This window comes from Marinomonas sp. (genome assembly GCF_965225885.1).
GTDB lineage: Bacteria > Pseudomonadota > Gammaproteobacteria > Pseudomonadales > Marinomonadaceae > Marinomonas.
The window spans coordinates 182,323-207,057 of the sequence record NZ_OZ245329.1; the positions used below are offsets into that span (position 1 = coordinate 182,323).

A 24,735-nucleotide genomic window follows, 5' to 3' on the forward strand; every position below is an offset into this window, starting at 1 on the left:
ATGAAGCTGCAATTTGATCCGAGTTTGGACTATCAACAAGACGCGATTCAATCGACTTTGTCTCTGTTTGAAGGCTTAACCACCACAGGCAACGCCTATGTGGAACGCGGTATTGCTAACGCCTTGGTGATTAACCAAGATAAGCTGTTAAGTAATTTACACAAGGTGCAAGAAGCCAATTTTATTGAAAAATCGGCGTCCTTGTTTGATGACACCGATGCTTACGAATTTCCCAATTTTTCGGTTGAGATGGAAACAGGCACAGGCAAAACCTATGTGTATTTGCGCTCGATTTTTGAGCTCAACAAACACTATGGCTTACGCAAATTTGTCATCGTGGTGCCATCGGTGGCGATTCGTGAAGGTGTGTTGTCTTCTTTGCGATTGATGAAGGAACACTTTCGTCAACTCTATAATAATGTGCCTTTTGATCATTACGAATACCGCTCAAAAGACTTATCCAAAGTTCGCCAATTTGCCACAGCGAATACGTTACAGATCATGGTGATCAATATTCAGGCGTTCCAAAAAGACGCCGAGACCGACACAGGCAAAAAAACCAATATCATTCACCAAGACTTAGACAGAATGCAGGGTAAACCGATTGAGTTTATCCAACAGGTTCGCCCGGTTCTCATCATAGACGAACCGCAATCTGTGGATAATACGCCCAAGGCAAAGCGTGCGATTAATCACCTTAAGCCCTTATTGGCGTTACGTTATTCGGCGACTCATAAGAACCCTTACAACGTTGTGTATGAACTCGGCCCAGTAAAAGCCTATGACTTAAATTTGGTCAAACAAATCTCGGTGGCCTCAGTGCAAGCCGAACAAAATATCAATAAAGCCTATATCAAGCTAAAAAGCATTGGTTACACAGGCAAAAACAAAACACCGACCGCCACTGTGGTGATCTTTGAAAATACACCGAATGGTACCAAAGAAAAGCACGTCACTCTCAAGCAAGAACTAGATTTATCCGATTGCACCAATCGCACGGGTTACGAAGGCTATGTGGTAGACGAAATATACGCCGAGACCGGCGAAGAATATGTCAGTTTCTCGAATAAAGTAATACTGCAACCAGAAGAAGAAAAAGACGGTATTCGAGAAGACGTGCTTAAAGAGCAGATTCGCCAAACCGTAGAAGCGCATTTCAAAAAAGAACGCCAGCTGCATAAGCAAGGGTTGAACATCAAGGTGCTTTCCCTCTTCTTTATCGACAAGGTCGCCAACTATCGTTACTACGATGAACAAGGCAATGCCCATAAAGGCAAACTGGTCAAATGGTTTGAAGAAGCCTATCAAGAAATGACCAGCTCACCTTTGTTTAGTCATTTACCCAAACGAGATGTCGATCAAGTACATAATGGCTACTTTGCCGAAGTCAAAAAGCGCGGCAAGGTGGTCGATATAAAAGACACCACTGGCAACACCGCCAGCGATGCTGAAGTGTATGAACTGATTATGCGCGACAAAGAACGCCTGTTAGACGAATCAGAACCCTTGCGTTTTATCTTCAGTCATTCCGCATTAAAAGAAGGCTGGGACAATCCGAATGTGTTCCAAATTTGTACTTTGCGGGAAATGGGCAATGAAAGAGAACGACGCCAGACGCTAGGACGAGGTTTGCGCCTTGCGGTCAATGCCAGTGGTGAACGAATTCATGATCCACAGATCAATCGCTTAACCGTGATCGCTAGTGAATCGTTTGAGCAGTACGCGAAAAACCTACAAACCGAAATGGAAAACGACATTGGCGGCGGCTTCAAATTTGGCCGTGTTCCCGCCATTGCGTTTGCGCCCTTAGCTTTGCCTGTTCCTACCTCTTCAAATATAGAAACAGAAAACACAGAACCAGAAAGTACAGAAGAACAAGATACGTTAGAACCACAGCGTCTTGGACAAGAAAGGTCTAAACAACTTTGGTTGTCTCTCAAAGCCGAAGGTTATTTAGATGCGAAAGGGGAAATCACAGCTAAATTCCAGCCAGACGATTTATATTTTCAGCTGCAACTACCAGACGAGTATCAGCCACTGGAAGATGCCATTATTGATAAGCTGCGTAGCTTTATGTTTGTGGGCCGTATTAAAAACGAACGCAACCGTGTCAGCGTCACTTACAATAAGCGCGTAGAGTTAAACCCTGATTTTGCAGATCTATGGGAGAAAATTCGTCATAAAACACGCTACTCAATTGATTTTGATACCCAAAAATTGATCGACCTTGCCTGTCATAAGCTGCAAAACATGCCTTTTGTTAAACCCGTTTCGCTGGTAATTGATCACACAGCAGCGTCATTAACCGAGGCTGGCGTCACAGCAGAGCGTCAGATTCAAACCACTCGATCTCGCTATGTGAACTCTCACGAATCATTACCTGATTTATTAAGTGAGCTACAAGAACATACCCAACTCACTCGTGGCACCTTGTTTGAAATGGTGAAACGTTGCGGCCGCTTAGATGAGTTTAGAGGGAATCCTCAAGGCTTTATCTCCGAAGCCAGTAAACAAATTTTATCTGCGCTAGATGAACTACTCGTCGACAATATTCGCTATGAGAAACTAACAGATAAAGAAGGCTATCGTATGACCAGCTTTGATCAACCAGAGCTGGAAACCTACTTAGATCGAGCTTATCAAGTACAGCGGTCAGAAAACTCTCAATACGTGCAAACGCCCTACGATTACATTGAGTACGATTCAAACATCGAGTTGAAAACAGCCCATGCGTTAGACGGTGCTGAAAACGTTAAGTTCTTCTGCAAGCTTCCTCGCTGGTTCACCATTCCCACTCCTGTGGGTAACTACAATCCAGATTGGGCGGTGGTGCTCGAAAACGATGAAAAGGTCTATTTGATTCGTGAGACCAAAACCACACACGATGAAGGCAAACGTCGTAAAGAAGAAAATTTGAAAATAAAATGTGGCGAAGCACACTTTAAAGCACTGGGCGGCATCGACTATAAAGTCGCTATCAGCGTTGCGGAAGTGGTGAGTTAAAACAATAAAACCGTGATGCTTAAATAAAGCTATCACGGTTTTATTCCCCCTTAGAAATACTAGAAATTATCGTTAAGCCAATTAAAGACATTCACTTGGCTGCGAGTATCGCCAGGAAGCTTGTCCTTTATTAAATCTTCTACTTTTTGTCCAGATTTAGTACTTGTCAGATTTTGATGATCTAGCACTTTATTAATCATATAAAGGACTTCATACCCTTCTTTCCGGCTGAATAAGGTACTATCAGGCTTTCCTGTCACTTTTGGGTCATCACCGGGAACAGCTGTCCAACTGTAATGATCATGCTTCATATCCGATTTATAAAAAGTAGCCATGTATTATCCTTAATCAAATGAAACCAACATTAGTTTCAACGAAGAAGGTTAGTATCAATTTTAGAAAACCACATACGAATAAAGTAATTTAATGTAGCGGAAAATTTATTTTTTCAACTCATCCATCTTGGCTTTAACAGCTTCAGCTTTTTCCGTCAGTTCTGAATAGAGTTTGATGTCGCCACCGCGTTGGGCTTGCATGGCTTTTTCTAGTAACTCGCCATATTCTTTATCGAGTTTTTTAATCGGGTCGGACTTAAGAAAAGAAAACATAAGTAGCCTGTTGTTGTGAATTTATAAAGTTCATACGACACGGAGCGAGATTTGGATCGATTTAACTAACACATCATCAAAACAAAAACGCCAAGCAGATTTCTCTGATTGGCGTTTTAACTAAAAGCTGCACAAGGTCGCGAGCGAAGCAGTCGCGCTTAGACGTCTAGGAAATCCATAATCCCTTCAGCCGCTTTACGACCCTCATCAATGGCCGTTACCACTAGGTCAGAACCACGTACCATGTCACCACCAGCAAAGATTTTCTCGTTGGTCGTTTGGAACATAAATTTGCCTTTCTTAGGTGCGACAACACGGCCACGAGCATCAGTCTCGATACCGAATTTTTCGAACCAAGGCGCAGGGCTAGCTTGGAAACCAAAGGCAATCAATACGGTGTCTGCAGGAATGATCTGCTCGCTGCCTTCAACAATCTCAGCAGTACGGCGGCCATTTTCGTCAGGCTCACCCATTTGCGTTTCGACAACCTTGATGCCTTCCACTTTACCATCACCAATGATTTCCACTGGTTGGCGGTTGAAAAGGAACTGAACGCCCTCTTCTTTTGCGTTTTGTACTTCTTTACGGGAACCTGGCATGTTTTCTTGGTCACGACGGTACGCACAGGTCACGCTTTTCGCACCTTGACGAATCGCAGTACGGTTACAGTCCATTGCCGTATCACCACCACCCAAGACAACCACTTGCTTGCCTTTTAAATTCACGTAATCGGCTTCGTCTTCTTCGAAGTCTAGGCAATGATTAACGTTAGAAATCAAATAATCCAAGGCATCGTGAACACCTGGAAGATCTTCACCTGGGAAGCCGCCTTTCATGTATTTGTAAGTGCCCATGCCTAAAAACACCGCATCGTACTCTTCCAATACATGTTCGAATGGCACGTCATCACCAACCGATGTCCCAAGCACAAACTCGACGCCCATTTCTTCAAAAATTTCACGACGACGTGTCATGACGCTTTTTTCCAGTTTGAACTCTGGAATACCAAACGTCAGCAAGCCACCGATTTCTGGGTACTTATCAAATACGACTGGCTTGATGCCATTACGCACCAAGATGTCCGCACAAGCAAGGCCAGCAGGACCTGCACCAACGATAGCAACCGTTTTGTTAACCGGTACTACGTTAGACATATCGGGACGCCAGCCCAAAGCAAACGCGGTATCGGTGATGTATTTTTCAACAGAACCGATCGTCACCGCACCAAAGCCACCTTCACCAAGCGTACAAGCGCCTTCACAAAGACGGTCTTGTGGGCAAACACGACCACAGACTTCTGGCAAAGAGTTGGTTTGATGGCTCAACTCAGCGGCCTCTAAAATACTGCCTTCGCTCACTAGCTTCAGCCAGTTAGGAATGTAGTTATGCACTGGGCATTTCCACTCACAATAAGGGTTACCACATTCTAAACAGCGGTGCGCTTGATCTTTCGCTCCTGCCTCTTCGAATGGTTTATAAATTTCGACGAATTGCGCCTTTCGAGTAATTAAAGGCTTTTTCTTAGGATCCTTACGGTCCACTTCGACGAATTGAAATGCGTTGTTCAAGCGCTCAGACATAAGCTGCTATCTCCTCGGCCGCCTGTAAACAAGCGGCGCTTCTCTCAAATGGGTCAGACTGATTCGTTCACAGCGCTTAGTTTGTCTCATTGCAAACCAAGCGCCATAACAGCGTGTTTTATTCCGGACGTTGGCGAGTGTTTGCCAATAGCGCGCCTAAACTCGCGGCTTTTGGTTTCACTAGCCAGAACTTACCAATGTAGTCATAGAAGTTTTCTAGGATCTCATGGCCCCATTCGCTGTCAGTTTCTCGGACGTATTCTTCGATCACAGAGCGAAGGTGTGAACGATATTCTTCCGTCAATTCCGTACCGATACGGTGAATTTCCACCAATTCGTGGTTGTACTTATCCACGAAGGTACGGTCTAAATCGAGTACGTAAGCGAAACCGCCTGTCATACCCGCACCAAAGTTGTAACCCGTATTGCCAAGCACAGTTACCATACCGCCAGTCATGTATTCACAGCAGTGGTCGCCTGCGCCTTCGATAACCGTATGAGTGCCTGAGTTACGTACTGCAAAACGTTCACCTGCCGTACCCGCCGCGAACAATTTACCGCCCGTCGCACCGTACAAACAGGTGTTACCGATGATGGCAGAATCTTGTGATTTGAAGACAGATCCTTTCGGAGAACGAATAACCAACTTGCCGCCTGTCATGCCTTTACCAACGTAATCGTTAGCATCGCCTTCTAGGTACATGTTCAAACCGCCTGCGTTCCACACACCAAAACTCTGACCAGCCGTACCGGTCAATTTCAATGTTAATGGCATATCAGACATGCCTTGGTTACCGTAGCGTTTCGCAATTTCACCAGACAAGCGAGCACCGATCGAACGGTCACAGTTCGTCACGTCAAAGGCAAACTCACCACCTTCTTTTTCTTCAACAACGTCTTTTACCGTGTCCCACATTTTCAACGCCAATAGGCCTTTATCGTGTGGCGGGTTAAAAGGCGTCTGACAATATTGCGCTTTGTCGACTGGAATCAAATCGTTTTTCAAAATCGGCGATAGATCTAGGTTACGTTGCTTGTCTGTTTCACCTGGCAAGATAGCGAGTAGATCGGTACGACCAATCAAGTCTTGCAAATTTGCCACACCAAGCTTCGCCAACCATAGACGCGTATCCTCTGCCATAAAGCGGAAGAAGTTTTTAATCATCTCAACGGTGCCGATGAAGTGTTCGTCGCGCAGCATTTGATCCTGAGTCGCGACACCAGTCGCACAGTTGTTCAAGTGACAAATACGCAAGAACTTACAACCCATGGCAACCATTGGTGTGGTACCAAAACCAAAGCTTTCTGCACCAAGAATCGCTGCTTTCACCACATCCAGACCAGTTTTTAAACCACCGTCTGTTTGCAGGCGAATTTTGCCGCGAAGATCGTTAGAGCGAAGTGCTTGTTGCGCTTCCGCTAAACCTAACTCCCAAGGCGAACCCGCATGACGAATCGACGTAATGGGCGATGCTGCAGTACCACCATCGTAACCAGAGATGGTGATCAAATCCGCGTAAGCTTTCGCTACACCAGCGGCAATCGTACCCACGCCCGGTTCAGAAACCAGTTTCACCGATACCAAAGCATCTGGGTTAACTTGTTTCAAATCGAAAATCAGCTGCGCCAAATCCTCGATAGAATAAATATCGTGATGCGGTGGTGGTGAAATCAAGGTCACACCTGGAACCGCATAACGTAGACGAGCGATTAAACCGTTCACTTTACCGCCTGGTAACTGACCACCTTCACCCGGTTTCGCACCTTGCGCCACTTTAATCTGTAGCACTTCCGCGTTGACCAAGTATTCTGGTGTGACACCAAAACGACCAGAGGCGATTTGCTTAATCTTAGAGCGACGCTCTGTACCGTGACGAGCTGGATCTTCACCACCCTCACCAGAGTTAGAACGACAGCCTAATTCGTTCATCGCTTGCGCTAGGGCTTCGTGAGCTTCTGGCGACAAGGCACCCAAAGACATACCTGCTGAATCGAAGCGTGGAAGAATCTCTTCAATTGATTCCACTGTGTCTAACGGAATTGCTTTCGCTTTATCTGACAAAGCAAACAAGTCACGTAACATAGACGCTGGACGGTTGTTCACTAGTTCAGTGTATTTAGTGAAGTCTTCAAAGCGACCGCTGCCCACTGCTGTTTGCAAATTGCGAACAACATCTGGGTTAAATGCATGGTATTCCGCTTCATGGACGTATTTTAGATAACCGCCTTGTTGAATCGGTTTACGCAATTTCCAAGCATTGCTTGCAATGGATTCTTGATCCTTTTGGAAATCTTCAAAACGCGCGCCTTTAATTCGGCTCGCGACGCCTTTGAAACACAGATCAACGACTTTGGTATCCAAACCAACCGCTTCAAACAACTGCGCACCACGGTATGAGGCAATGGTAGAAATACCCATTTTAGAGATGATTTTCATCAAGCCTTTGTTAATACCTTTTCGGTATTTCACGTGGCAAGCAATTGGGTCACCCAAGACTTCGCCTTTATCAATCATGTCGTTGATTAAACGATAAGAAAGATACGGATAAACCGCCGTCGCGCCAAAGCCTAATAACACAGCAAATTGATGAGGATCACGGGCAAAGCCAGTATCAGCGATGATGTTGGAATCACAACGCAAACCTTGCTTAGACAAGTGATGATGTACTGCACCTACTGCCATTGGTGCAGGAATAGGCAAATGATCTTTTTCGATATCACGATCCGTTAGAACCACAATAACCGCGCCATTACGCACTACTTCTTCCGCTTTCAATTGCAAGCTTTTAATCGCTTGCTCAAGAGAAACGTCTTCTGGATTGTAATTGGTGTTTAAACGCACCAAACGGAAACGGTGATCATCTAGTGCTAACAAACGGCTGTATTTACGCGCTGATAAGACTGGCGATGACAAAATAATACGGTTCGCGTGCTTTGGCGTTTCTTCAAATAAGTTACGTTCCACACCAATACAGGTTTCCAACGACATCACCACAGATTCGCGTAGCGGATCGATTGGTGGGTTGGTGACCTGTGCAAACTTCTGACGGAAATAATCTGTCACTGGGCGAGTCTGGCTAGACATAACCGCCATCGGCGTATCATCGCCCATCGAGCCAACCGCTTCATGACCACTTTCAGCCAATGGACGGAAAATTTGCTCGCGCTCTTCAAAAGATACTTGGAACATCTTCTGATACGTCAGCATTTCTTCTTTAGTGAAAGGTTCGAATTCAAGAGACGATTCTTCCAACAAAGATTCAATGCGAATCGCTTCCTGCTTCAACCATTTTTTGTATGGGTGCATGGATTTAAGGCGATTATCGATGTCATCCGTGTGCAACACTTTGCCGTTTTGCGTGTCAATCACCAACATTTGGCCAGGGCCAACACGACCTTTGGACACAACATCTTCGGATTTATAACCGTAAGTACCGACTTCAGAAGCCAGCGTAATAAAGCCATTTTTAGTGATAACCCAACGAGCAGGACGCAAACCGTTGCGGTCAAGCATACAAATAGCATGACGTCCGTCGGTCATTACCAAGCCAGCTGGGCCGTCCCAAGGATCCATGTGCATAGAGTTATACTGGTAAAAAGCACGCAACTCTGGATCCATGTTTTCAACGTTTTGCCACGCTGGTGGAATAATCAAACGTGCAGCGCGGAAAATATCCACACCACCAGTTACCAACACTTCCAACATGTTATCCATAGAAGAAGAGTCAGAGCCCGTCAGGTTAACAATCGGTTGAAGGTCTTGTAGTTCAGGAATCAGCGGCGTGCGTAGCTTGCTGCTACGAGCCAAAGCCCAGTTACGGTTACCTTCGATAGTATTGATCTCACCGTTGTGCGCCAACATGCGGAATGGTTGCGCCAATGGCCATTTAGGAAGCGTATTCGTAGAGAAACGTTGGTGGAAAACACAAATCGCGGTTTGCATTTTTTCGTTACCCAAATCTTTATAAAAGAAAGGCAAATCCACTGGCATCATCAAGCCTTTGTAGGCCAACACTTTGTCAGACAAAGAACAGATGTAGAAGTTTTCGTATTGAGCTAACGCGATTTCAGCTTGGCGACGCGAAACAAACAAACGTGTTGCGAAAGTACGAGCGTCCATACGGTTGCTATCAACAAAGACTTGCTCGATGCGAGGCAAGCAGTCCATCGCGATAACGCCAAGGCAAGACGCATCGATTGGCACTTCACGCCAACCCACTACGTTCAAACCTTCATCGGTCAATTTTTTCGTTACGGTGTCACGTTGCTCACTGGCAAGCGTTTCGTCTTGATCAAGAAATACCATGCCTATGCCATAAAGGTCAGACAGGGTGTGATTAAATAAAGCGTGTGCTTCACCACGTAAAAATAGATCCGGCTTTTGGATAAGAAGACCACAGCCGTCACCTGTTTTGCCATCAGCGGCGATGCCGCCTCGGTGTGTCATACATGTCAAAGACTCAATGGCTGTCTTAAGTAATTCATGGCTAGTATTGCCTTCCATATGAGCAATTAAGCCAAAGCCACAGTTGTCTTTGAACTCGCCAGGACGATAAAGGCCTGCATTCATACACCAACTCCCACAGTTGAAACGTAAAAATAAAAAATTAGATATAAATTCGACTATTCAGGTAGCTGAGCCAAAAGCGAAAGTTTGGACACACTCGCTTCGAGAATGACTATCATTTGCTCAAAAGACCACCGAAATGGACAATCATACTACCCTGACGCTGGGCACTACTCAAACGAGCATAGGCCTGCTTTATGTTATTTTGGCGTTTTTTATAGGGGTTTTAGCGGCAAATAACGCGGACTTAGAGAATTATCTATGGCTGGAGTTTTTCCAAACAGAAAATTTCACTGTTCATTCATGTTTTTCAGAGAATTACAGTGATTTTTACTATTTTTATAAATTTGTTTTAAGAAAACCTCAAAAAAAGAGGTTTTGATGACGTTTTATATGGGGAATTTCAAACAAACAGGCACTAACAGCCGAGCACCTAATGCAATTTGGATTATTGCGCTTTCTTTATATCATCCTGAATACCACGCGCACTTCGTGCCCATGGATTAAGATCACGAATATCTTTAGGAAGCGTTTCCGCCGCAGCGATGGCTTCGCTACGGTTACGATAGGTTCCATACACTACAACAAACCAATCCTTGCCATTATGTTTTGATTTAAAATAGCCAAAAGCATCCACACCACCTTGATCACGAATAAAATCCTGCACGGTGCCTTTATTGTGTGTTCCCAAGAGCTGCAAGGTGTAACGATTCGGGTTCTGTGATAACCACCACTCAGTTTTATCAAAACGGTCTTGTGAGACTTTTAAGTTAGCTTGTTCGTTTTTAGGTTGCGCCTCTTCTGCTGGAGCATCGGCAATTGGAGCCGCTTGCGCTAGAGGAGCTTCAGCTCGAATAGGTGCAGTAGAGATAGCTGGAGCCACCATTGATGTAGCATTCGGCGGCTCAGTCGTTGGAGTATTGGACATACTGATAGCAGGCAATGATGAAGTGCCCGCAGGAATAGGCGGAAGTATAATTTCGCCTTCTTGGCCTATTTTACGCTGCATCGCATCAATGCGCGCAATCGTCTCGGCTGAAGATTGCCCTTGTCGCGGGCTTAAAGGAATAACATTACTGGTTCTATCCGCCGCGGTAGTCGATGTAGAAGGTTTATCAGACTGTTTATCAGAGAATAATACCGCGACTAAAATGCCCAGCATAACCACGGAAAGCAGCGCCATATGCGCCAACGGGAAACCCATTGCAAGGTTGAAACGCATACCTGATTTTGCTGGTTTATCACCATTACCCATCATTGCTTGAGCAAGCTGGTTAATTCGACCCGGGTAACCACCAGACTCTTGATGTATTTGTTTAATCTGCTTCTCATTAAAGGGCAAATTAATTCCACCGCCAACAGCACGTACACGATGCAATAAATAGGCTCGTGTTTGCTCTAATGAATAAGGCGCTAACGTAAATGAATGGCTTAATTGTTCATAACGAGAGCGCTGATAAGCATCAAGATTACGTGATAAGGAATATTCACTGAACAATACAATATGAGGAACGGTTTGATTTTCAGTTGCCAGCGACATCATGTCGAGCAACATGCTCACTGCATCAGTGTTTAGTTCTTGAGCGTTATCAATTAATACCAAAGCCGCTTGGCCTTTTTCATCTAAGTCATGGGAAAACTTAAGCAAAGGACCAAAGGTGGTTTCATTCGGAGGTTGGGTGAAATGACTCGCAAAACCAGCATAGATGGCTTGTAACAACTGCCCTGCTGTCATTAGCATGGTCGCTTTAACGTGGCTAACGACAGTGGTGTCATCCTGATGACGAGCAAACTCCATCAAAAAACGACTTTTGCCACTGCCTTGTGGCCCTTGAACCACAGACAACAAACTACTATAGCGACTCAAATGCTCAAGCAAAGCCAGTTGTTGGTTACCTTCTTCAGACGCAAAATAAAGTGATGCGTCTTTCGAGCCAAAAGGATCCCTCAGCGTGGCTTTTGGGGGCTGATTAAGCGCATCCTCTAGATCAAACTGAAAGTCTGGCTTAGACATAGTCGTCCTTCAACATTAAATAACTAACAAAAGTAAGCAAGATTAAACAAGGTCAGCGTGTTTACTCGCTTCAAGTGCATCCAAAAGACTGGAATTAAAGTCTTCCATCGGAAAATCCGACGTTACTATCGCATCACCCAATGCACCAAGCAAAACCAAACGCAAACTACCATCTAATACTTTTTTATCCAACGCCATGCGTTCAACAAAAGACTCAACCGTCATTTCAGCAGGCGGTAAAACGGGCAAATTCGCCGCTTGAAAAAGCGCAACAGAACGACTGACATCTTGTTCTGTTAGGTTGCCCATTCGCCAAGAAAGGTCAATGGCTAACATACTACCAGCAGCAACAGCTTCGCCGTGCAACCAATTGCCGTAGCCCATTTCGGTTTCAATCGCATGACCAAACGTATGGCCTAGGTTTAAAATAGCACGAATACCACCTTCTCTCTCGTCTTGCGCAACCACATTGGCTTTCGCCAAACAAGATCGATAAATAGCATCACTAATTTTATCGTTATCCAGCGCCATCAATTGCGACATCTCTTGCTCTAACCAATCAAAAAATGGCACATCACAGATCAAACCGTATTTGATCACTTCTGCCATGCCTGCTGACAGTTCGCGCTGCGGCAAGCTCAGCAAGGTTTCAGTATCGATAATAACAGCCTGAGGCTGATAAAAAGCACCGATCATGTTTTTTCCAAGCGGATGATTCACACCTGTTTTTCCGCCTACAGAAGAATCTACTTGAGATAGCAAGGTTGTTGGCACCTGAATAAACGGCACGCCTCGCTGATACGTCGCTGCGGCGAAACCAGCCATATCACCAACGACTCCGCCACCTAAAGCGATCACAGTCGTGGTTCGATTATGCTTTGCTTCTAATAAAGCTGACATGATCAAACCGTAGGTTTCCAACGTCTTATACACTTCACCATCAGGCAAAACACAGATATCAACTTTATAGTCCGCCGATAACATAGTTACCATAGATTCTAGATACAAAGGCGCAATGGTTTCATTGGTGACAATCATGACTTGCTTGCCATGAATGGCATCATCAAAAAGAGCTTTCTGCTGACGAATTCCACTACCAATAAAAATAGGGTAGCTTCGATCGCCAAGATCAACGGTTAACGTGCGCATTAGGATACTGTTATCTCCATTTTAAGGTGGCGCTTGATTGCATCTAGCACCTTATTAGCGACAGCGCGAGGATGACGAGCATCAGTTTCAATCACTAATGTTGCCACATCTCTATATAGTGGATCACGAACTTCAAATAGTTTTCTTAATGTTGCTCGCGGATCACCTGTTTGTAAAAGAGGCCGATGATTGCTTTTTGAAGTGCGGTATAACTGTTGAGCGACAGATGCGTATAGATATACCACTAGGGCATTTTCTCTAAGAATATCTCTATTTTCTTCTCGCATCACGATGCCGCCACCGGTTGCTAACACGCAATCGCCAGTATCAGATTCAACTATAGAGGCCAGCGCTTGAGTTTCACGTTTACGAAAACCGTCTTCGCCTTCCCGTTCAAAAATCCAAGGAATGTCTGCGCCGGCATTGTCTTCTATGACTTTATCAAGATCATAAAACTCTTTGCCCATCGATTGAGAAATCAAACGGCCTATCGTCGTTTTTCCTGCGCCCATCGGGCCTACTAAAATAATATTGGGGGCTTTTATCATTGTATTCAATTACGTCGGAATTAAGCAGATTTAGACTGCGGCCTAGTTAACTGACATTTGTAGCAGCTTTGGTGTAATAAATACAAGTAATTCAACCTTTTCTTGCTGTTCTGAGCGTCTTTTAAACAACTCGCCCAACCATGGAATGTCACTAAAGAAAGGAACGCGACTCTCTGATTCAAAACGTTCTTCGCGAAAAATCCCACCTAAAACAAGCGTTTCTTGGTTTTTCACCACAACCTGTGTTTTTAAACGATTGGTTTTTAAGCTAGGAACACCGTTAACCAGATCACCAACGGAATCTTGATGAATATTCAGCGATAACAAAATATGCTCGCCATCCTTTACAAACGGCGTCACTTCTAACATGAGCGACGCTTGGCGAAATTCGATACTCACTTTATCATCACTAACCGTTTGATAAGGCACCTCGGTTCCCGATTCAATTCGAGCAGGCTGTCCTTCAGAAGTAACAATTTTAGGTTTTGACACCACATCGGCTAAGCCTTCGCTTTCCATCATATCCAAAGTAAGCGCCAGCAAGCTAGAACCGCCGAGACTGGAAAAATCCAAATTCGTCGTCGGCGTCAATGCGCCTAAATCAACAGCTCCGCCAAGCGATGAGCGGACGCCATCTGATAACTTGGTTTGCCAGTTCACCCCAAACTGAGATTGAGCCGTTCGACTGACTTGAGCAATTTGCGCGCTGATTTCAATCTGTCTTAACGGCGTATCTAACCAAGCAAGCGTTTCCTGAATACCTTCGGAAGAATCACAAGAATAGGCCACAATTGAATTGGTTCGATCATCAACAATTAATGAAAGAGAAGGGTATAAAGTTTTTAGATGCACACCGACCTCTTTCGCTTTTGCGTGCTTCAATATCCAATAGGATCTCTGACATACAGCGGAAGAGCTCTCAACATTTCCCACCATTGATGTTGTCGCAGGCATTAGAACCGCAACATCGCCTTGCCACTCAAGCCGAAGGTTAGGTTGCTGAGCGACCGCTTCCATCACATCTTTCCAACTCGCATCTTTGATAGAAAGCGTTAAAACATCATCGATTTCAGGACTAATAACCACACTTTCATTCATTTGCGAGGCCAACCAAGGCAATACCTCCTGTAACGAACGCGATTCGAAATAAACATCCATCGCCAGTAGAGGACGAGAACCAGACAAAACAAACAACAAAAGACCATAGATGAGACGTTTATTCATTAGAACCTCCCTGTTCTCGAACCAATAAAGTCTGCTGAGAACCGTCTATTGCCAGCAATACAACCTGATCGAACGATACCGATGACACTGTCAAACCTGCTTCGGCTAACCAACTGCCTTGACGAACCCAATGGCGACCGTCTTTATAAATAATCAAGGCGGACGTGATTTCCCCTATGCGCATGGTCGATAACAACTGCCAGTCATTCAGCACAAAACGCTCTGCTCGTAACCTAGTCGGTAACCAATTATGAAATTCCCTATTTCCTTTCGGGGCTTTCACAGCAAACAATAAGGATCCTTGCCAGTTTCCACTTTGTTCCCGCCGCCAAGAGACAGAAAGTAAATCTAAGGCGAACTGGCGTTCAATTTCTTCTAGCAAGCCTTGCCACTTGCTAATAGAAGCCACGCCTTCCAAAAGCCACTGCGTCGGCACATTCTGGTCTGTTGCCAACACTCGATGTTGCGCCCAAGGTGCCGCTTCAAATTGAATGAATTCAAGCTGTTTAGCCTGTATTTGTGCTTTTTCCCATCGCTGAGCTGCTTGATATTTTTGCCTTGACTGAGATTTCAGCGCATCCCGAGCATCGGATAAAAAAGGATACCAAGCCGCCATTTGCAGTAATAACAGGAACAAGACCGAGGAGCCATGAATAGTAAAAAAAGACGTTTTTTTAATGTTCAAATACTGAGACAGATGCATCTACCACCTCCTTTTGTTGAGAAAGAATGGGCAATTCTTCTGCCGAGTAAGTAACTTCCCAACGCCAAGCGGGATGCTGTTTTTTCCAGTTTTCCAACAACAGCTCCAAATCAGCTTTAGGCAAGGTTACTTGGAAAAAAATAGGCTGTGTCTCGCCATTAACTTTGTCACTGCTTTCGAATAGCGTCAGACGAGCCGATGTTGGCAAAGCCTGTACCTTAGACAATACAGACGTCACAAATTGTACATCCTCGTTATTGGAAGACTCCCAAGCTGATTGAGCGGCAATCACCGCTTGGCGGCTGTGCAGCAATGTATCAGAGTCCTGCTGTAAAGCAGTGTAATAGCCATAAGCTACACCATTAACCAACACACTAAACACCATTAGACACAACCAGAGCCGCTGTGTTTTTTGCTGCTTTTCTTTCTCCGGCTGAAACACCGATAAGGCTTGCTTTGAACACTGAGACCAAGAAAAAACGCCAGTCGACTTACTTGCCCATTGTGCAAATGACATTACAAGACAATGCTTTACAGATGGCTTAAACGGAAAGCTCAGCTGCTCAGCCCACTCAGATGAACAAGCAAAAACCTTGAGCTGAGCTTGCTTCGCTGGCAACACGTCTTGCTGGTAACTAAACATCAAGGAGTCAGGAGGCGAAAACGTTGTTTCCACAGCGTAACTTAAGGCAGCCAGAGGCAACAAAGATGAAGGAATAATATGATCAATGCGATGAACAGAGACAGATAGCCAACTGTCCGGAACAAGGATGAGCATGCGTGTTGAAGAGCTGACATTAATGGGTAATAAGCTTCTTTGAATCGTTTCTAACTGACTAGAATCTGGAAGAGTGTTGTTTTTTGAGGGGCTTTTATTGACTAATTTCGTAGCCTCTAAAGGAGTACAAAGACTACATTGTTCCAGCGAATAAACCGCTACGAAGTAATTGGGTGTCAGCAACATCATTCTTCCTTGAATTAATAAGCAACAGTGTATAGTTTTAAGTTTGGCTTCCGTGCCAAATTTTCATCAAGATAACACGATTTGATGCAAAGTTAACCGCCTATTCTGTGATCATCTTAGGTATAATGCCATTTTCTCACTCTGTACTAATTGAATTTATATGGCTAAGACACTCAAAATACTTTTCTTTCTCGGTCTCTTTGGGGCACTTTGCGCGGCGGGAATCACCTACGCAATTTATTACAACGTAAAAGACCGTATTCCCACTGTTGCCGAACTAAAAGACATCGAGTTAAGAATTCCACTGCGCATCTACACAGCCGACAATCAACTTATTGGTGAATTTGGTGAGCAGCGCCGTACTCCAATCAATTATGCAGAAATTCCGCAAAATCTAGAGCACGCTATTTTGGCGGCAGAAGATACCAACTTTTATCACCATCCTGGCGTCGACATTCTGGGGTTAGGTCGGGCGGTTGTACAGCTCATCACGACCGGGCAAAAACAAGGTGGCGGCAGCACGATCACCATGCAAGTAGCACGGAATTACTTCCTCTCATTTGAACAAACTTACACGCGTAAATTTACCGAGATCTTTATTGCCCTAAAGATGGAACGAGAGCTATCTAAACACGAGATCCTTGAGTTATACGTCAACAAAATCTACTTGGGCAATCGTGCCTATGGATTCGAAGCAGCTTCTCAAGTTTATTATGGCAAAAGCTTAAACGAGCTAGATCTTGCACAACTAGCGATGATCGCAGGTTTGCCAAAAGCCCCCTCTCGCTTTAACCCTGTGGTAAACCCTTCTCGTGCGCTGATTCGTCGTAACTGGATTCTGCAACGCATGTTATCACTCGGCATGATTGATAAAGACGCGTACCAAAACGCCGTTGAAGCACCGATCACTGCCAAAAACCACGGCGTCATGCCAGACATAGAAGCAGGTTACATTGCCGAAATGGTGCGTTCTGAACTTTATAGCACCTTTGGAGACGACCTCTACAGCACGGGCATGACCGTCTACACAACCATTGATTCAAAACGTCAAAAAGCCGCGAACGAAGCCGTTTTCAATGGTGTACTGGATTACGACATGCGCCACGGTTACCGAGGTTCTATTGAGACTCGTGTTGACTTGATTGATGCTCCATTAGAAGAACAAGAAAAAGCCCTACAGGACATAGAGCGCTTCAAAAACTGGCAAACTGCGTTGGTTATGTCAACAACAGAAACGACCGCTGACGTGCGTTTGGCCAATGGCCTACGCGCCACTTTACCGTGGGATGCCGTCAAATGGGCAAGACCTTACATTAATGAAGATTCACAAGGTCCATCGCCTTCGGTTGTCTCGGATGTTCTAGTGCCTGGCGATATCGTTCGCTTGCGCCCAGACACTCAACTTACATGGTTGCTGGCCCAGAAGCCTGAAGTACAAAGTGCGCTAATCTCATTAAACAGCAAAGACGGCGCAATCCAAGCCTTGGTTGGCGGCTTTAACTTCTACGAAAACAAATTCAACCGTGTTACTCAATCTAAGCGCCAACCAGGGTCGAATTTTAAACCGTTCATTTACGCAAGCGCACTAGACCGAGGCTATACCGCAGCCAGTATTATCAATGACGCTCCGGTTGTCTTTAATGACACCAACTTAGCGTCTGCATGGCGACCAACCAACAACTGCGGCAAGTTCTATGGCCCAACCCGTTTGCGTCAGGCACTTTATCGCTCGCAGAATATTGTCTCCGTTCGCTTGCTAGACGAGCTGGGAGTTACTCCGACGCTGAAATTCTTACGCCGCTTTGGCTTTGATCCGAACGAGTTACCACACAATCTATCTTTATCTTTAGGCAGTGCGAACTTATCTCCCTTGCAAATAGCGACGGGTTACGCGGTGTTTTCTAATGGCGGTTATCAAGTTCAGCCCTATCTGATAAATAAAGTGGTCGACAGAAACAACGAAACCTTATTCCAAGCGAACCCAGTAACCGTGTGTACAACCTGTACTCCGCTGGAAAAAACCACCGATGGCGAGCCACAAATGGGGTTGTTTAATACGCCAGAAGGTATTCGTAGCCTGCCCATCGCACCGCAAGTGCTCGATCCAGAAGTAAATTACATTACCTACGATATGATGCGAGATGTTATCAAATACGGAACCGGTCGACGCGCTCGTGTTCTTCAGCGTGATGACCTCGCTGGCAAAACTGGTACCACAAACGATGGCCGTGATGCTTGGTTCTCTGGCTTCAACGGTAATCTAGTAACGTCTGTTTGGAGCGGCTTTGATAATTCGTCACCTCTAGGGCGTGGCGAATGGGGTGGCTCAGTCTCATTGCCCCCTTGGATCGATTACATGCGTGAAGCACTAAAAGATACACCAACTGATTTTGTAGCAAAACCGTCGTCTTTGGTGACAGTGAGAATTGATCCGAATACCGGAGAGCGTGCGTTACCTGGGCAATCTAATGCGATTTTCGAAATATTCAGAAAAGACCATGTGCCGCCAGAACGTGACCAAAACTTACCTGCATTTAACAACAATGTTGGTAACGAGGCACAAGAAGAGAAGCAAGAAAATAACGTCTTAGAAAACTTGTTCTAACATAGGTTTATACCCTATAAAAATGCCAGCCCAGTGCTGGCATTTTTATATCTCTTTAAATACTTTAGCTCCACTTGGGCTGAGGAGCTTGGTAAGCTTTCAGAGCCGCTAGCAAGGTTTCTGGCGTGCTCTCTTTGATGATCATTTCAATGTAAGACTGCTTCACAAAACCCGCCTGCTGCATACTTTCTATCATAGTAAACAAGGGATAATAAAAGCCATTTAAATTGTAAAAGGCACAAGGTTTACTATGCAGACCAAGTTGCCCCCAGGTCCACACTTCGAACACTTCCTCTAGTGTCCCTACGCCACCAGGAAGCGCCACAAAAGCATCAGCCAATTCACTCATCTTAGCCTTACGTTCATGCATATTCGCAACCACATGCAGTTCAGTTAAACCTGTGTGGGCAATTTCCTTTGATTCAAGATGTGAAGGAATGACACCCACCACCTTTCCGCCAGCCTGCAACGCAGCGTTCGCAATAATGCCCATTAAGCCAACATTGCCTCCACCGTAGACAACATCCACTCCTTGCCGAGCAAGGTATTCGCCTAAAGCTTTTACGCCATTGACATAATCAGGAGAGTTTCCCTCTGCCGAGCCACAGTAAATAGCCACTTTCATTCCATTTCTCCCATACTTTTATCCATATTATTACAGTGTTTCATCTAAAAATTTCGCAAAAAAAGGCGACCCCTTATTAGGAAGTCGCCTTTTTAATCGATCACAATTTAATTAAGCACCAAAGTGATCTAAATTTTCAAGTGGGTAGAAGTCTGGGTATGGAAGCATAGCCACACCAGAATCAACCGCTGCACGGGCAACTGCTGCAGAAACAACATTAAGCAAACGCGAATCCATTGGCTTTGGAAGAATATATTCTTTACCAAAACTTAATGGTGTGCCGCCATAAGCAACAACTACATCTGCAGGCGCTTCTTCTTTAGCAAGATCTTTAAGCGCATGAACTGCCGCCAATTTCATTTCTTCGTTGATCTTAGTCGCACGAACGTCCAAAGCACCACGGAAGATGAAAGGGAAGCCAAGTACGTTATTTACTTGGTTAGGATAATCAGAACGGCCCGTCGCCATGATCAAATCATCACGAGTTGCACGAGCAAGATCTGGATTAATTTCTGGATCTGGGTTTGAACAAGCGAAAACGATTGGGTTAGCCGCCATTTTAGCAAGCTGATCAGCAGACAATAGATCTGGACCAGATACACCGATAAATACGTCAGCGCCGTCCATTGCATCATCAAGGGTGCGCTTGTCAGTATCAATCGCAAACATGGCTTTGAACTGGTTCAAGTCAGTACGGCCAGAATGAATAACACCATTACGATCAAGAACGAAGATATTTTCGCGTTGTGCACCACAAGCAATGATCAGCTTCATACATGCTGTCGCTGCTGCACCCGCACCTAGACAAACGATTTTAGCATCTGCAATGTTTTTACCTTGAAGCTCAAGCGCATTCAAAAGGCCGGCTGCGGTAACGATAGCTGTGCCATGTTGATCATCGTGGAAAACAGGGATAGAACAACGTTCAATCAATTGACGTTCAATTTCAAAACACTCAGGTGCTTTGATGTCTTCTAAGTTGATGCCGCCGTAAGTGTTTGCAATACGCGCAACGGTATCAATGAATGCTTGTGGGCTTTCAGATTCAACTTCCACATCAACAGAGTTAATGCCAGCAAAACGCTTAAACAATAAACCTTTGCCTTCCATAACTGGCTTGCTTGCCAATGGACCTAGGTTACCTAATCCAAGAATCGCCGTACCATCAGAAATAACAGCGACTAAGTTGCCTTTACCAGTGTAACGGTAAGCAGCTTCTGGGTCTTTTGCGATTTCACGACAAGGCTCAGCCACACCTGGGCTGTAAGCTAGAGAAAGGTCACGAGCGGTCGCTGTTGGTTTAGTAATAGTGACGCTCAGTTTTCCTGGAACTGGATACTCATGGTAGTCCAGTGCAGCTTGCTTTATATCTTCTGCCATTATGATGTTTCCGTCTATTTAGTGTAATTAATTAGTTTTATCATAGCCAAACTGGGCCTTATTCCCAAGCTTACATAAAGCTTCGAAAGTGGCACCTTATAATTTTGTGTCGTCAGAATAATCGATCTACTCAATACTTTAAAGCGTAAAACCATAGGAATATTCTATCAATCAATGTTTGAAAGATGCTTTGATTTCAAGCAAGTCATTGGGATGTCTTACAGAAAGTACCCAAGACTTAAAGTCTGAATGGCGACTTTTCCGTTGATGTTGCCAGCCACGAACTTCAATCTCCTTACCCTCAAGATAAAACACTTTTTGGGCAGGCCAATAATCAGTGACGTTTGGTGGTAAATTGATCACTAGATCCTGATCAGTTTCTAGCCACCAACCTCCTCGATTTTGGGTAATTGAAGTGATGTTGACACGGGAGATTGCAAATCCAGCTTTTGGCTGCCATTGCAAATTTTGCTGCCATAATCCCTTATGCGCATTGCGAGCTGCGGTTTCAGCCGCCTCGAAACAGTCTTGATAGGCTAAGTTTGGAGGGACAGCAATACGATAACCAAGTCCTTCGGATAGTAACTGACTCGTCAGTGAAATACGATCTTTATCGAAAAGGTAGTACAAATATCGACCGTATCTGTCTTGATCATTTTTCGCTCTTTGTAGGTAAACAAATTGATCGAGGCGAGAGCGAAGAAAGTCTGTCGCGGCTACCGCATAAGGCTCATGGTTACCTTTTTTATGGTCAAGTTCTGGCGTATCTATGCCCACCAGCCGAACTTTTCGGCCATCAACAAGGTGTATGGTGTCGCCATCGACCACTCGCTTGATCTTAGCTTTTTCAAGTTCGCCGCTTGCCGTACAGGTTGCGGCTGTTTTAGCAACCTGCGCCTGAACGGCTAAGGACAAAAACAAAAAAAGCGCCAAAAGAACTTGGCGCTTTTTTAATGCGATCACTATCATCCCACCAATTACTTAGTAGTACGACGTGCTCCGAAACGTTTGTTGAAGCGATCAACACGACCACCAGTATCAACCATTTTCTGTTGACCTGTGTAGAATGGGTGACAGTTGCTGCATACGTCGACGTGAAGGTCGCTACCTAAAGTAGAATTTAGGTTTAGAGTATTACCACAAGTACAAGTAGCAGTAACCGCAGAGTAATTTGGGTGGATATCTTTTTTCATCATATTTACCTTTAGGTTTGGTGTGCCGCCACTTGATCGATATAGATGGGCTTTCGCCGCGTCAAGCACCGCACGTTTCGTTGTACAGACATTGTACAGTGGAGCCAAGAGTCGCGTATTTTAGGGATCTATTGCCCAATCAGCAACCTTTTTTCATGCTTTTCTCATAAAATTGTGACTCGCACCGACCCACCACTCTGACGTACACTTACGAAATGATCGAGTCATCCTATTTTTGCTTTACTAAACAAGGTCTAACCTAACGCATGTCAGAGGTGCTTCTTACTCCTTATCCATTTATCAAAGTCGCTTTGCCTGTGCCGATGCGCACATTGTTTGACTACAAAGTCCCCAAAGCGATTGCATTAAGGCACGAACTGAAGCCTGGTATGCGTGTCAAAGTGCCTTTTGGTAAAAGCAGTCGTCTTGGCGTTATTGTCGCACTTAGCGACACCAGTGATTGGGATCCTGAGCAAGTTAAACCTCTGACATCGATGCATGATCAAAGCCCCGTGATTACCGAAGAGCTAATGGCATTATGTGAATGGGCCGCGCGTTACTACCATCACCCGATTGGCGATGTCGTTTTTCACGCTTTACCTGTGCTATTACGCAAAGGTGAAAGTGCTGAATTTCGTACGGAAAACTGGTGGTTTACCACGCCAGAAGGGCAAACATTGCCTCTTGAACAACTCAGCAGAGCGCCACGCCAACAAGATTTCTTAAAAGCCGTGCAACAGCATCCCAATGGTTTAAGCCAACATGCAGCGTCTATATTAGATCTTGCGCCCGCAGCAGGAAAAAGCCTTGAAGAAAAAGGCTTATTACGCCGAGAGCCACGCTCTTTCAGCAAAGGCGGTGAAAAGCACGCACACCAAACTCAAGTACCTCCGACTCTCAATCCAGAGCAAATGCGCGCCACAGAACATTTGTTGGATTATCGTCACCAGTTCAACGTCACCTTATTAGACGGTGTTACGGGCAGCGGTAAAACCGAAGTATTTTTGCGCGTCATGGAACGCTTGATCGAAGAAGGAAAGCAAATTTTAGTCATGGTGCCAGAAATCGGCCTAACGCCACAAACTCTAAAACGCTTTGAAGTCCGCTTCAATACTGACATCGTCTTAATGCACTCCAACATGAGCGACCGGGAACGTCTGGATGCTTGGTTATTGGCTGCGAGCGGCCATGCCAAAATCATTATCGGCACAAGATCGGCGGCTTTTATTCCCGCGCCCAATCTTGGCATGATAGTAATTGATGAAGAACACGATACCTCTTATAAACAACACGAAGGCTTCCGTTATCACGCTCGTGACCTTGCTGTGAAACGCGCCCAAGCACTAAATATTCCTGTTCTACTCGCCTCGGCCACACCATCTTATGAGAGCCTAACCAACGCCCTGCAAAAGCGCTTTGCTTGGCTCAAACTTCGTCAACGCGCTGGCAACGCACACATTCCCGAAATGGAAAGAGTGGATCTTAGAGGCAAGACCTTAATTCATGGTTTTAGTGAACATGCCCTTGCCAGCATGAAGCTGTGTTTAGAACGCAAAGAACAAGTCTTGGTGTTCCTAAACCGCCGCGGCTACGCACCAACCTTAATGTGTCACCAATGTGGCTGGATTGCCGCCTGTGATCATTGCGACGTCAATCTGACCGTACACAAACGCGCCAACAAACTGCACTGTCACCATTGCGACACGCAAAAGGCATTGATTCATACTTGCCCTGAATGTCAGTCTGAAGAGTTATTTACCGTCGGCGAAGGTACCGAGCAAATTGAAACTCAGCTCAGCACGCTTTTTAAAGATGTACCGATTTTACGCATTGACCGAGACAGCACTCAACGTAAATCCGCCATGGCGAAACTCACTCAGAAAATCCATGAGCATGACCAAGCGATTCTAATCGGCACACAAATGCTGGCGAAAGGTCATCATTTCCCTAACGTCACACTCGTCATTATCATGGATGCCGACGCAGGGCTGTTTTCTTCAGATTTTCGTGGCATGGAGCGCACCGCCCAGCTTATCACTCAAGTCGCAGGTCGTGCGGGTCGCGCAAAAAAACCGGGGCATGTTTTACTACAAACTTATCACCCAGACCACGCGGCTATCGAATGCTTGTGTAATCTCGGCTACGAACACTTTGCGATTGATGGCTTGGCGGAGCGTAAATCACTCTCGCTTCCACCCTTTTACCATCAAGTTATCATTCGCGCCGAATCGGGTAATGAACAAGAAGCCATGCAGCTTTTATCCGCCATGAGAAAAGACCTTGAACCTTACTTTGCCAAGGACGTCTATCTGGTTGGCCCTTATGCTGCCATCATTGTTCGCAAAGCGGGACAGCACCGCGCGCTGATTTCGATCAAAGCCGCTCAGCGTGCACCTTTGCATCAGGCAACGCAAATGATGACCGAATGGTTAGAACAATCCACAAAACAACATAGAATTCGTTTTGCAATTGATGTCGATCCACTGGAAACTTACTGATCTTGCCCGCATAATGTGCGCAACTCACACTCTGTTTATTTATTTACGCTAAAGCTAAAAGCAAAAAGCCCAAA

At 45.2% G+C, this 24,735-nt stretch carries 18 protein-coding genes; 4 read left to right on the top strand and 14 right to left on the bottom strand.

The features are described from left to right. Positions 1–3,003 (top strand): DEAD/DEAH box helicase family protein, encoded by a 3,003-nt coding sequence (locus ACO05V_RS00855; RefSeq protein WP_421846619.1) that lies wholly within the window; start codon positions 1–3, stop codon positions 3,001–3,003. A gap of 59 nt (positions 3,004–3,062) precedes the next feature. Here the strand turns inward: ACO05V_RS00855 and ACO05V_RS00860 are convergent, their stop codons facing one another. The 4 genes from ACO05V_RS00860 to gltB form a co-directional block, all read right to left on the bottom strand. After that, positions 3,063–3,338 (bottom strand): hypothetical protein, encoded by a 276-nt coding sequence (locus ACO05V_RS00860; RefSeq protein WP_421846621.1) that lies wholly within the window; start codon positions 3,336–3,338, stop codon positions 3,063–3,065. A gap of 105 nt (positions 3,339–3,443) precedes the next feature. Then, positions 3,444–3,611 carry a DUF6435 family protein gene (locus ACO05V_RS00865; RefSeq protein ID WP_421846623.1) on the bottom strand — a complete coding sequence of 56 codons (168 nt, stop codon included), beginning with the start codon at positions 3,609–3,611 and terminating at the stop codon, positions 3,444–3,446. A 158-nt stretch (positions 3,612–3,769) separates the two neighbouring features. Then, entirely contained in the window at positions 3,770–5,191 is a 1,422-nt protein-coding gene (locus tag ACO05V_RS00870; RefSeq protein ID WP_421846625.1) for an FAD-dependent oxidoreductase, read from the bottom strand. A 118-nt stretch (positions 5,192–5,309) separates the two neighbouring features. Next, a complete protein-coding gene (gene gltB / locus ACO05V_RS00875; protein WP_421846627.1) occupies positions 5,310–9,761 on the bottom strand; it encodes a glutamate synthase large subunit in 4,452 nt (1,483 codons plus the stop codon). Between the two features lie 136 nt (positions 9,762–9,897). Between gltB and ACO05V_RS00880 the strand changes: the two genes are divergently transcribed. Continuing rightward, positions 9,898–10,140: a hypothetical protein gene (locus ACO05V_RS00880; protein ID WP_421846629.1), complete on the top strand. Its 243-nt coding sequence runs from the start codon at positions 9,898–9,900 to the stop codon at positions 10,138–10,140. A 66-nt stretch (positions 10,141–10,206) separates the two neighbouring features. On the opposite strand, the gene ACO05V_RS00885 is transcribed toward ACO05V_RS00880, so the two are convergent. Genes ACO05V_RS00885 through ACO05V_RS00910 form a run of 6 tightly spaced genes read right to left on the bottom strand, consistent with a single transcriptional unit; the run spans position 10,207 to position 16,363 of the window. Beyond that, the gene (locus ACO05V_RS00885) at positions 10,207–11,772 is read right to left on the bottom strand and encodes an SPOR domain-containing protein (protein WP_421846631.1); all 1,566 of its coding nucleotides are present in this window, start codon (positions 11,770–11,772) and stop codon (positions 10,207–10,209) included. Between the two features lie 42 nt (positions 11,773–11,814). Then, on the bottom strand, positions 11,815–12,921 hold the full coding sequence (gene aroB, locus ACO05V_RS00890; RefSeq protein WP_421846633.1) for a 3-dehydroquinate synthase: 1,107 nt from the start codon (positions 12,919–12,921) through the stop codon (positions 11,815–11,817). Beyond that, positions 12,921–13,469, bottom strand: coding sequence for a shikimate kinase (locus tag ACO05V_RS00895; protein WP_421846635.1), 549 nt, complete (start codon positions 13,467–13,469; stop codon positions 12,921–12,923). The genes aroB and ACO05V_RS00895 overlap by 1 nt, the downstream gene beginning before the upstream one ends. Before the next feature lie 42 nt (positions 13,470–13,511). Further along, positions 13,512–14,693 (bottom strand): type II and III secretion system protein, encoded by a 1,182-nt coding sequence (locus tag ACO05V_RS00900; RefSeq protein ID WP_421846637.1) that lies wholly within the window; start codon positions 14,691–14,693, stop codon positions 13,512–13,514. Then, positions 14,686–15,396 carry a hypothetical protein gene (locus ACO05V_RS00905; protein WP_421846639.1) on the bottom strand — a complete coding sequence of 237 codons (711 nt, stop codon included), beginning with the start codon at positions 15,394–15,396 and terminating at the stop codon, positions 14,686–14,688. Before ACO05V_RS00905 ends, ACO05V_RS00900 begins: the two co-directional genes overlap by 8 nt. Continuing rightward, on the bottom strand, positions 15,368–16,363 hold the full coding sequence (locus ACO05V_RS00910; RefSeq protein WP_421846641.1) for a hypothetical protein: 996 nt from the start codon (positions 16,361–16,363) through the stop codon (positions 15,368–15,370). Before ACO05V_RS00910 ends, ACO05V_RS00905 begins: the two co-directional genes overlap by 29 nt. Before the next feature lie 157 nt (positions 16,364–16,520). On the opposite strand from ACO05V_RS00910, the gene ACO05V_RS00915 reads away from it, so the two are divergent. After that, on the top strand, positions 16,521–18,965 hold the full coding sequence (locus tag ACO05V_RS00915; RefSeq protein ID WP_421846643.1) for a penicillin-binding protein 1A: 2,445 nt from the start codon (positions 16,521–16,523) through the stop codon (positions 18,963–18,965). Positions 18,966–19,029: 64 nt separating this feature from the next. Here the strand turns inward: ACO05V_RS00915 and ACO05V_RS00920 are convergent, their stop codons facing one another. From ACO05V_RS00920 to rpmE, 4 genes are all read right to left on the bottom strand, one after another. Next, entirely contained in the window at positions 19,030–19,590 is a 561-nt protein-coding gene (locus ACO05V_RS00920; RefSeq protein ID WP_421846645.1) for a TIGR00730 family Rossman fold protein, read from the bottom strand. A 111-nt stretch (positions 19,591–19,701) separates the two neighbouring features. Then, positions 19,702–20,970 (bottom strand): malic enzyme-like NAD(P)-binding protein, encoded by a 1,269-nt coding sequence (locus ACO05V_RS00925; RefSeq protein WP_421846647.1) that lies wholly within the window; start codon positions 20,968–20,970, stop codon positions 19,702–19,704. Between the two features lie 171 nt (positions 20,971–21,141). After that, the gene (locus tag ACO05V_RS00930; protein WP_421846649.1) at positions 21,142–21,939 is read right to left on the bottom strand and encodes a thermonuclease family protein; all 798 of its coding nucleotides are present in this window, start codon (positions 21,937–21,939) and stop codon (positions 21,142–21,144) included. 8 nt (positions 21,940–21,947) lie between these two features. Further along, positions 21,948–22,163, bottom strand: coding sequence for a 50S ribosomal protein L31 (rpmE, locus tag ACO05V_RS00935; RefSeq protein ID WP_072840831.1), 216 nt, complete (start codon positions 22,161–22,163; stop codon positions 21,948–21,950). Between the two features lie 266 nt (positions 22,164–22,429). On the opposite strand from rpmE, the gene ACO05V_RS00940 reads away from it, so the two are divergent. Next, a complete protein-coding gene (locus tag ACO05V_RS00940; protein WP_421846651.1) occupies positions 22,430–24,661 on the top strand; it encodes a primosomal protein N' in 2,232 nt (743 codons plus the stop codon). Positions 24,662–24,735: the final 74 nt, after the last annotated feature.

Coding starts and splice junctions, on each gene's coding strand:
- ACO05V_RS00855 (WP_421846619.1), top strand. CDS start 1: ATGAAGCTGCAATTTGATCCGAGTTTGGACTATCAACAAGACGCGATT.
- ACO05V_RS00860 (WP_421846621.1), bottom strand. CDS start 3,338: ATGGCTACTTTTTATAAATCGGATATGAAGCATGATCATTACAGTTGG.
- ACO05V_RS00865 (WP_421846623.1), bottom strand. CDS start 3,611: ATGTTTTCTTTTCTTAAGTCCGACCCGATTAAAAAACTCGATAAAGAA.
- ACO05V_RS00870 (WP_421846625.1), bottom strand. CDS start 5,191: ATGTCTGAGCGCTTGAACAACGCATTTCAATTCGTCGAAGTGGACCGT.
- gltB (WP_421846627.1), bottom strand. CDS start 9,761: ATGAATGCAGGCCTTTATCGTCCTGGCGAGTTCAAAGACAACTGTGGC.
- ACO05V_RS00880 (WP_421846629.1), top strand. CDS start 9,898: ATGGACAATCATACTACCCTGACGCTGGGCACTACTCAAACGAGCATA.
- ACO05V_RS00885 (WP_421846631.1), bottom strand. CDS start 11,772: ATGTCTAAGCCAGACTTTCAGTTTGATCTAGAGGATGCGCTTAATCAG.
- aroB (WP_421846633.1), bottom strand. CDS start 12,921: ATGCGCACGTTAACCGTTGATCTTGGCGATCGAAGCTACCCTATTTTT.
- ACO05V_RS00895 (WP_421846635.1), bottom strand. CDS start 13,469: ATGATAAAAGCCCCCAATATTATTTTAGTAGGCCCGATGGGCGCAGGA.
- ACO05V_RS00900 (WP_421846637.1), bottom strand. CDS start 14,693: ATGAATAAACGTCTCATCTATGGTCTTTTGTTGTTTGTTTTGTCTGGT.
- ACO05V_RS00905 (WP_421846639.1), bottom strand. CDS start 15,396: ATGCATCTGTCTCAGTATTTGAACATTAAAAAAACGTCTTTTTTTACT.
- ACO05V_RS00910 (WP_421846641.1), bottom strand. CDS start 16,363: ATGATGTTGCTGACACCCAATTACTTCGTAGCGGTTTATTCGCTGGAA.
- ACO05V_RS00915 (WP_421846643.1), top strand. CDS start 16,521: ATGGCTAAGACACTCAAAATACTTTTCTTTCTCGGTCTCTTTGGGGCA.
- ACO05V_RS00920 (WP_421846645.1), bottom strand. CDS start 19,590: ATGAAAGTGGCTATTTACTGTGGCTCGGCAGAGGGAAACTCTCCTGAT.
- ACO05V_RS00925 (WP_421846647.1), bottom strand. CDS start 20,970: ATGGCAGAAGATATAAAGCAAGCTGCACTGGACTACCATGAGTATCCA.
- ACO05V_RS00930 (WP_421846649.1), bottom strand. CDS start 21,939: ATGATAGTGATCGCATTAAAAAAGCGCCAAGTTCTTTTGGCGCTTTTT.
- rpmE (WP_072840831.1), bottom strand. CDS start 22,163: ATGAAAAAAGATATCCACCCAAATTACTCTGCGGTTACTGCTACTTGT.
- ACO05V_RS00940 (WP_421846651.1), top strand. CDS start 22,430: ATGTCAGAGGTGCTTCTTACTCCTTATCCATTTATCAAAGTCGCTTTG.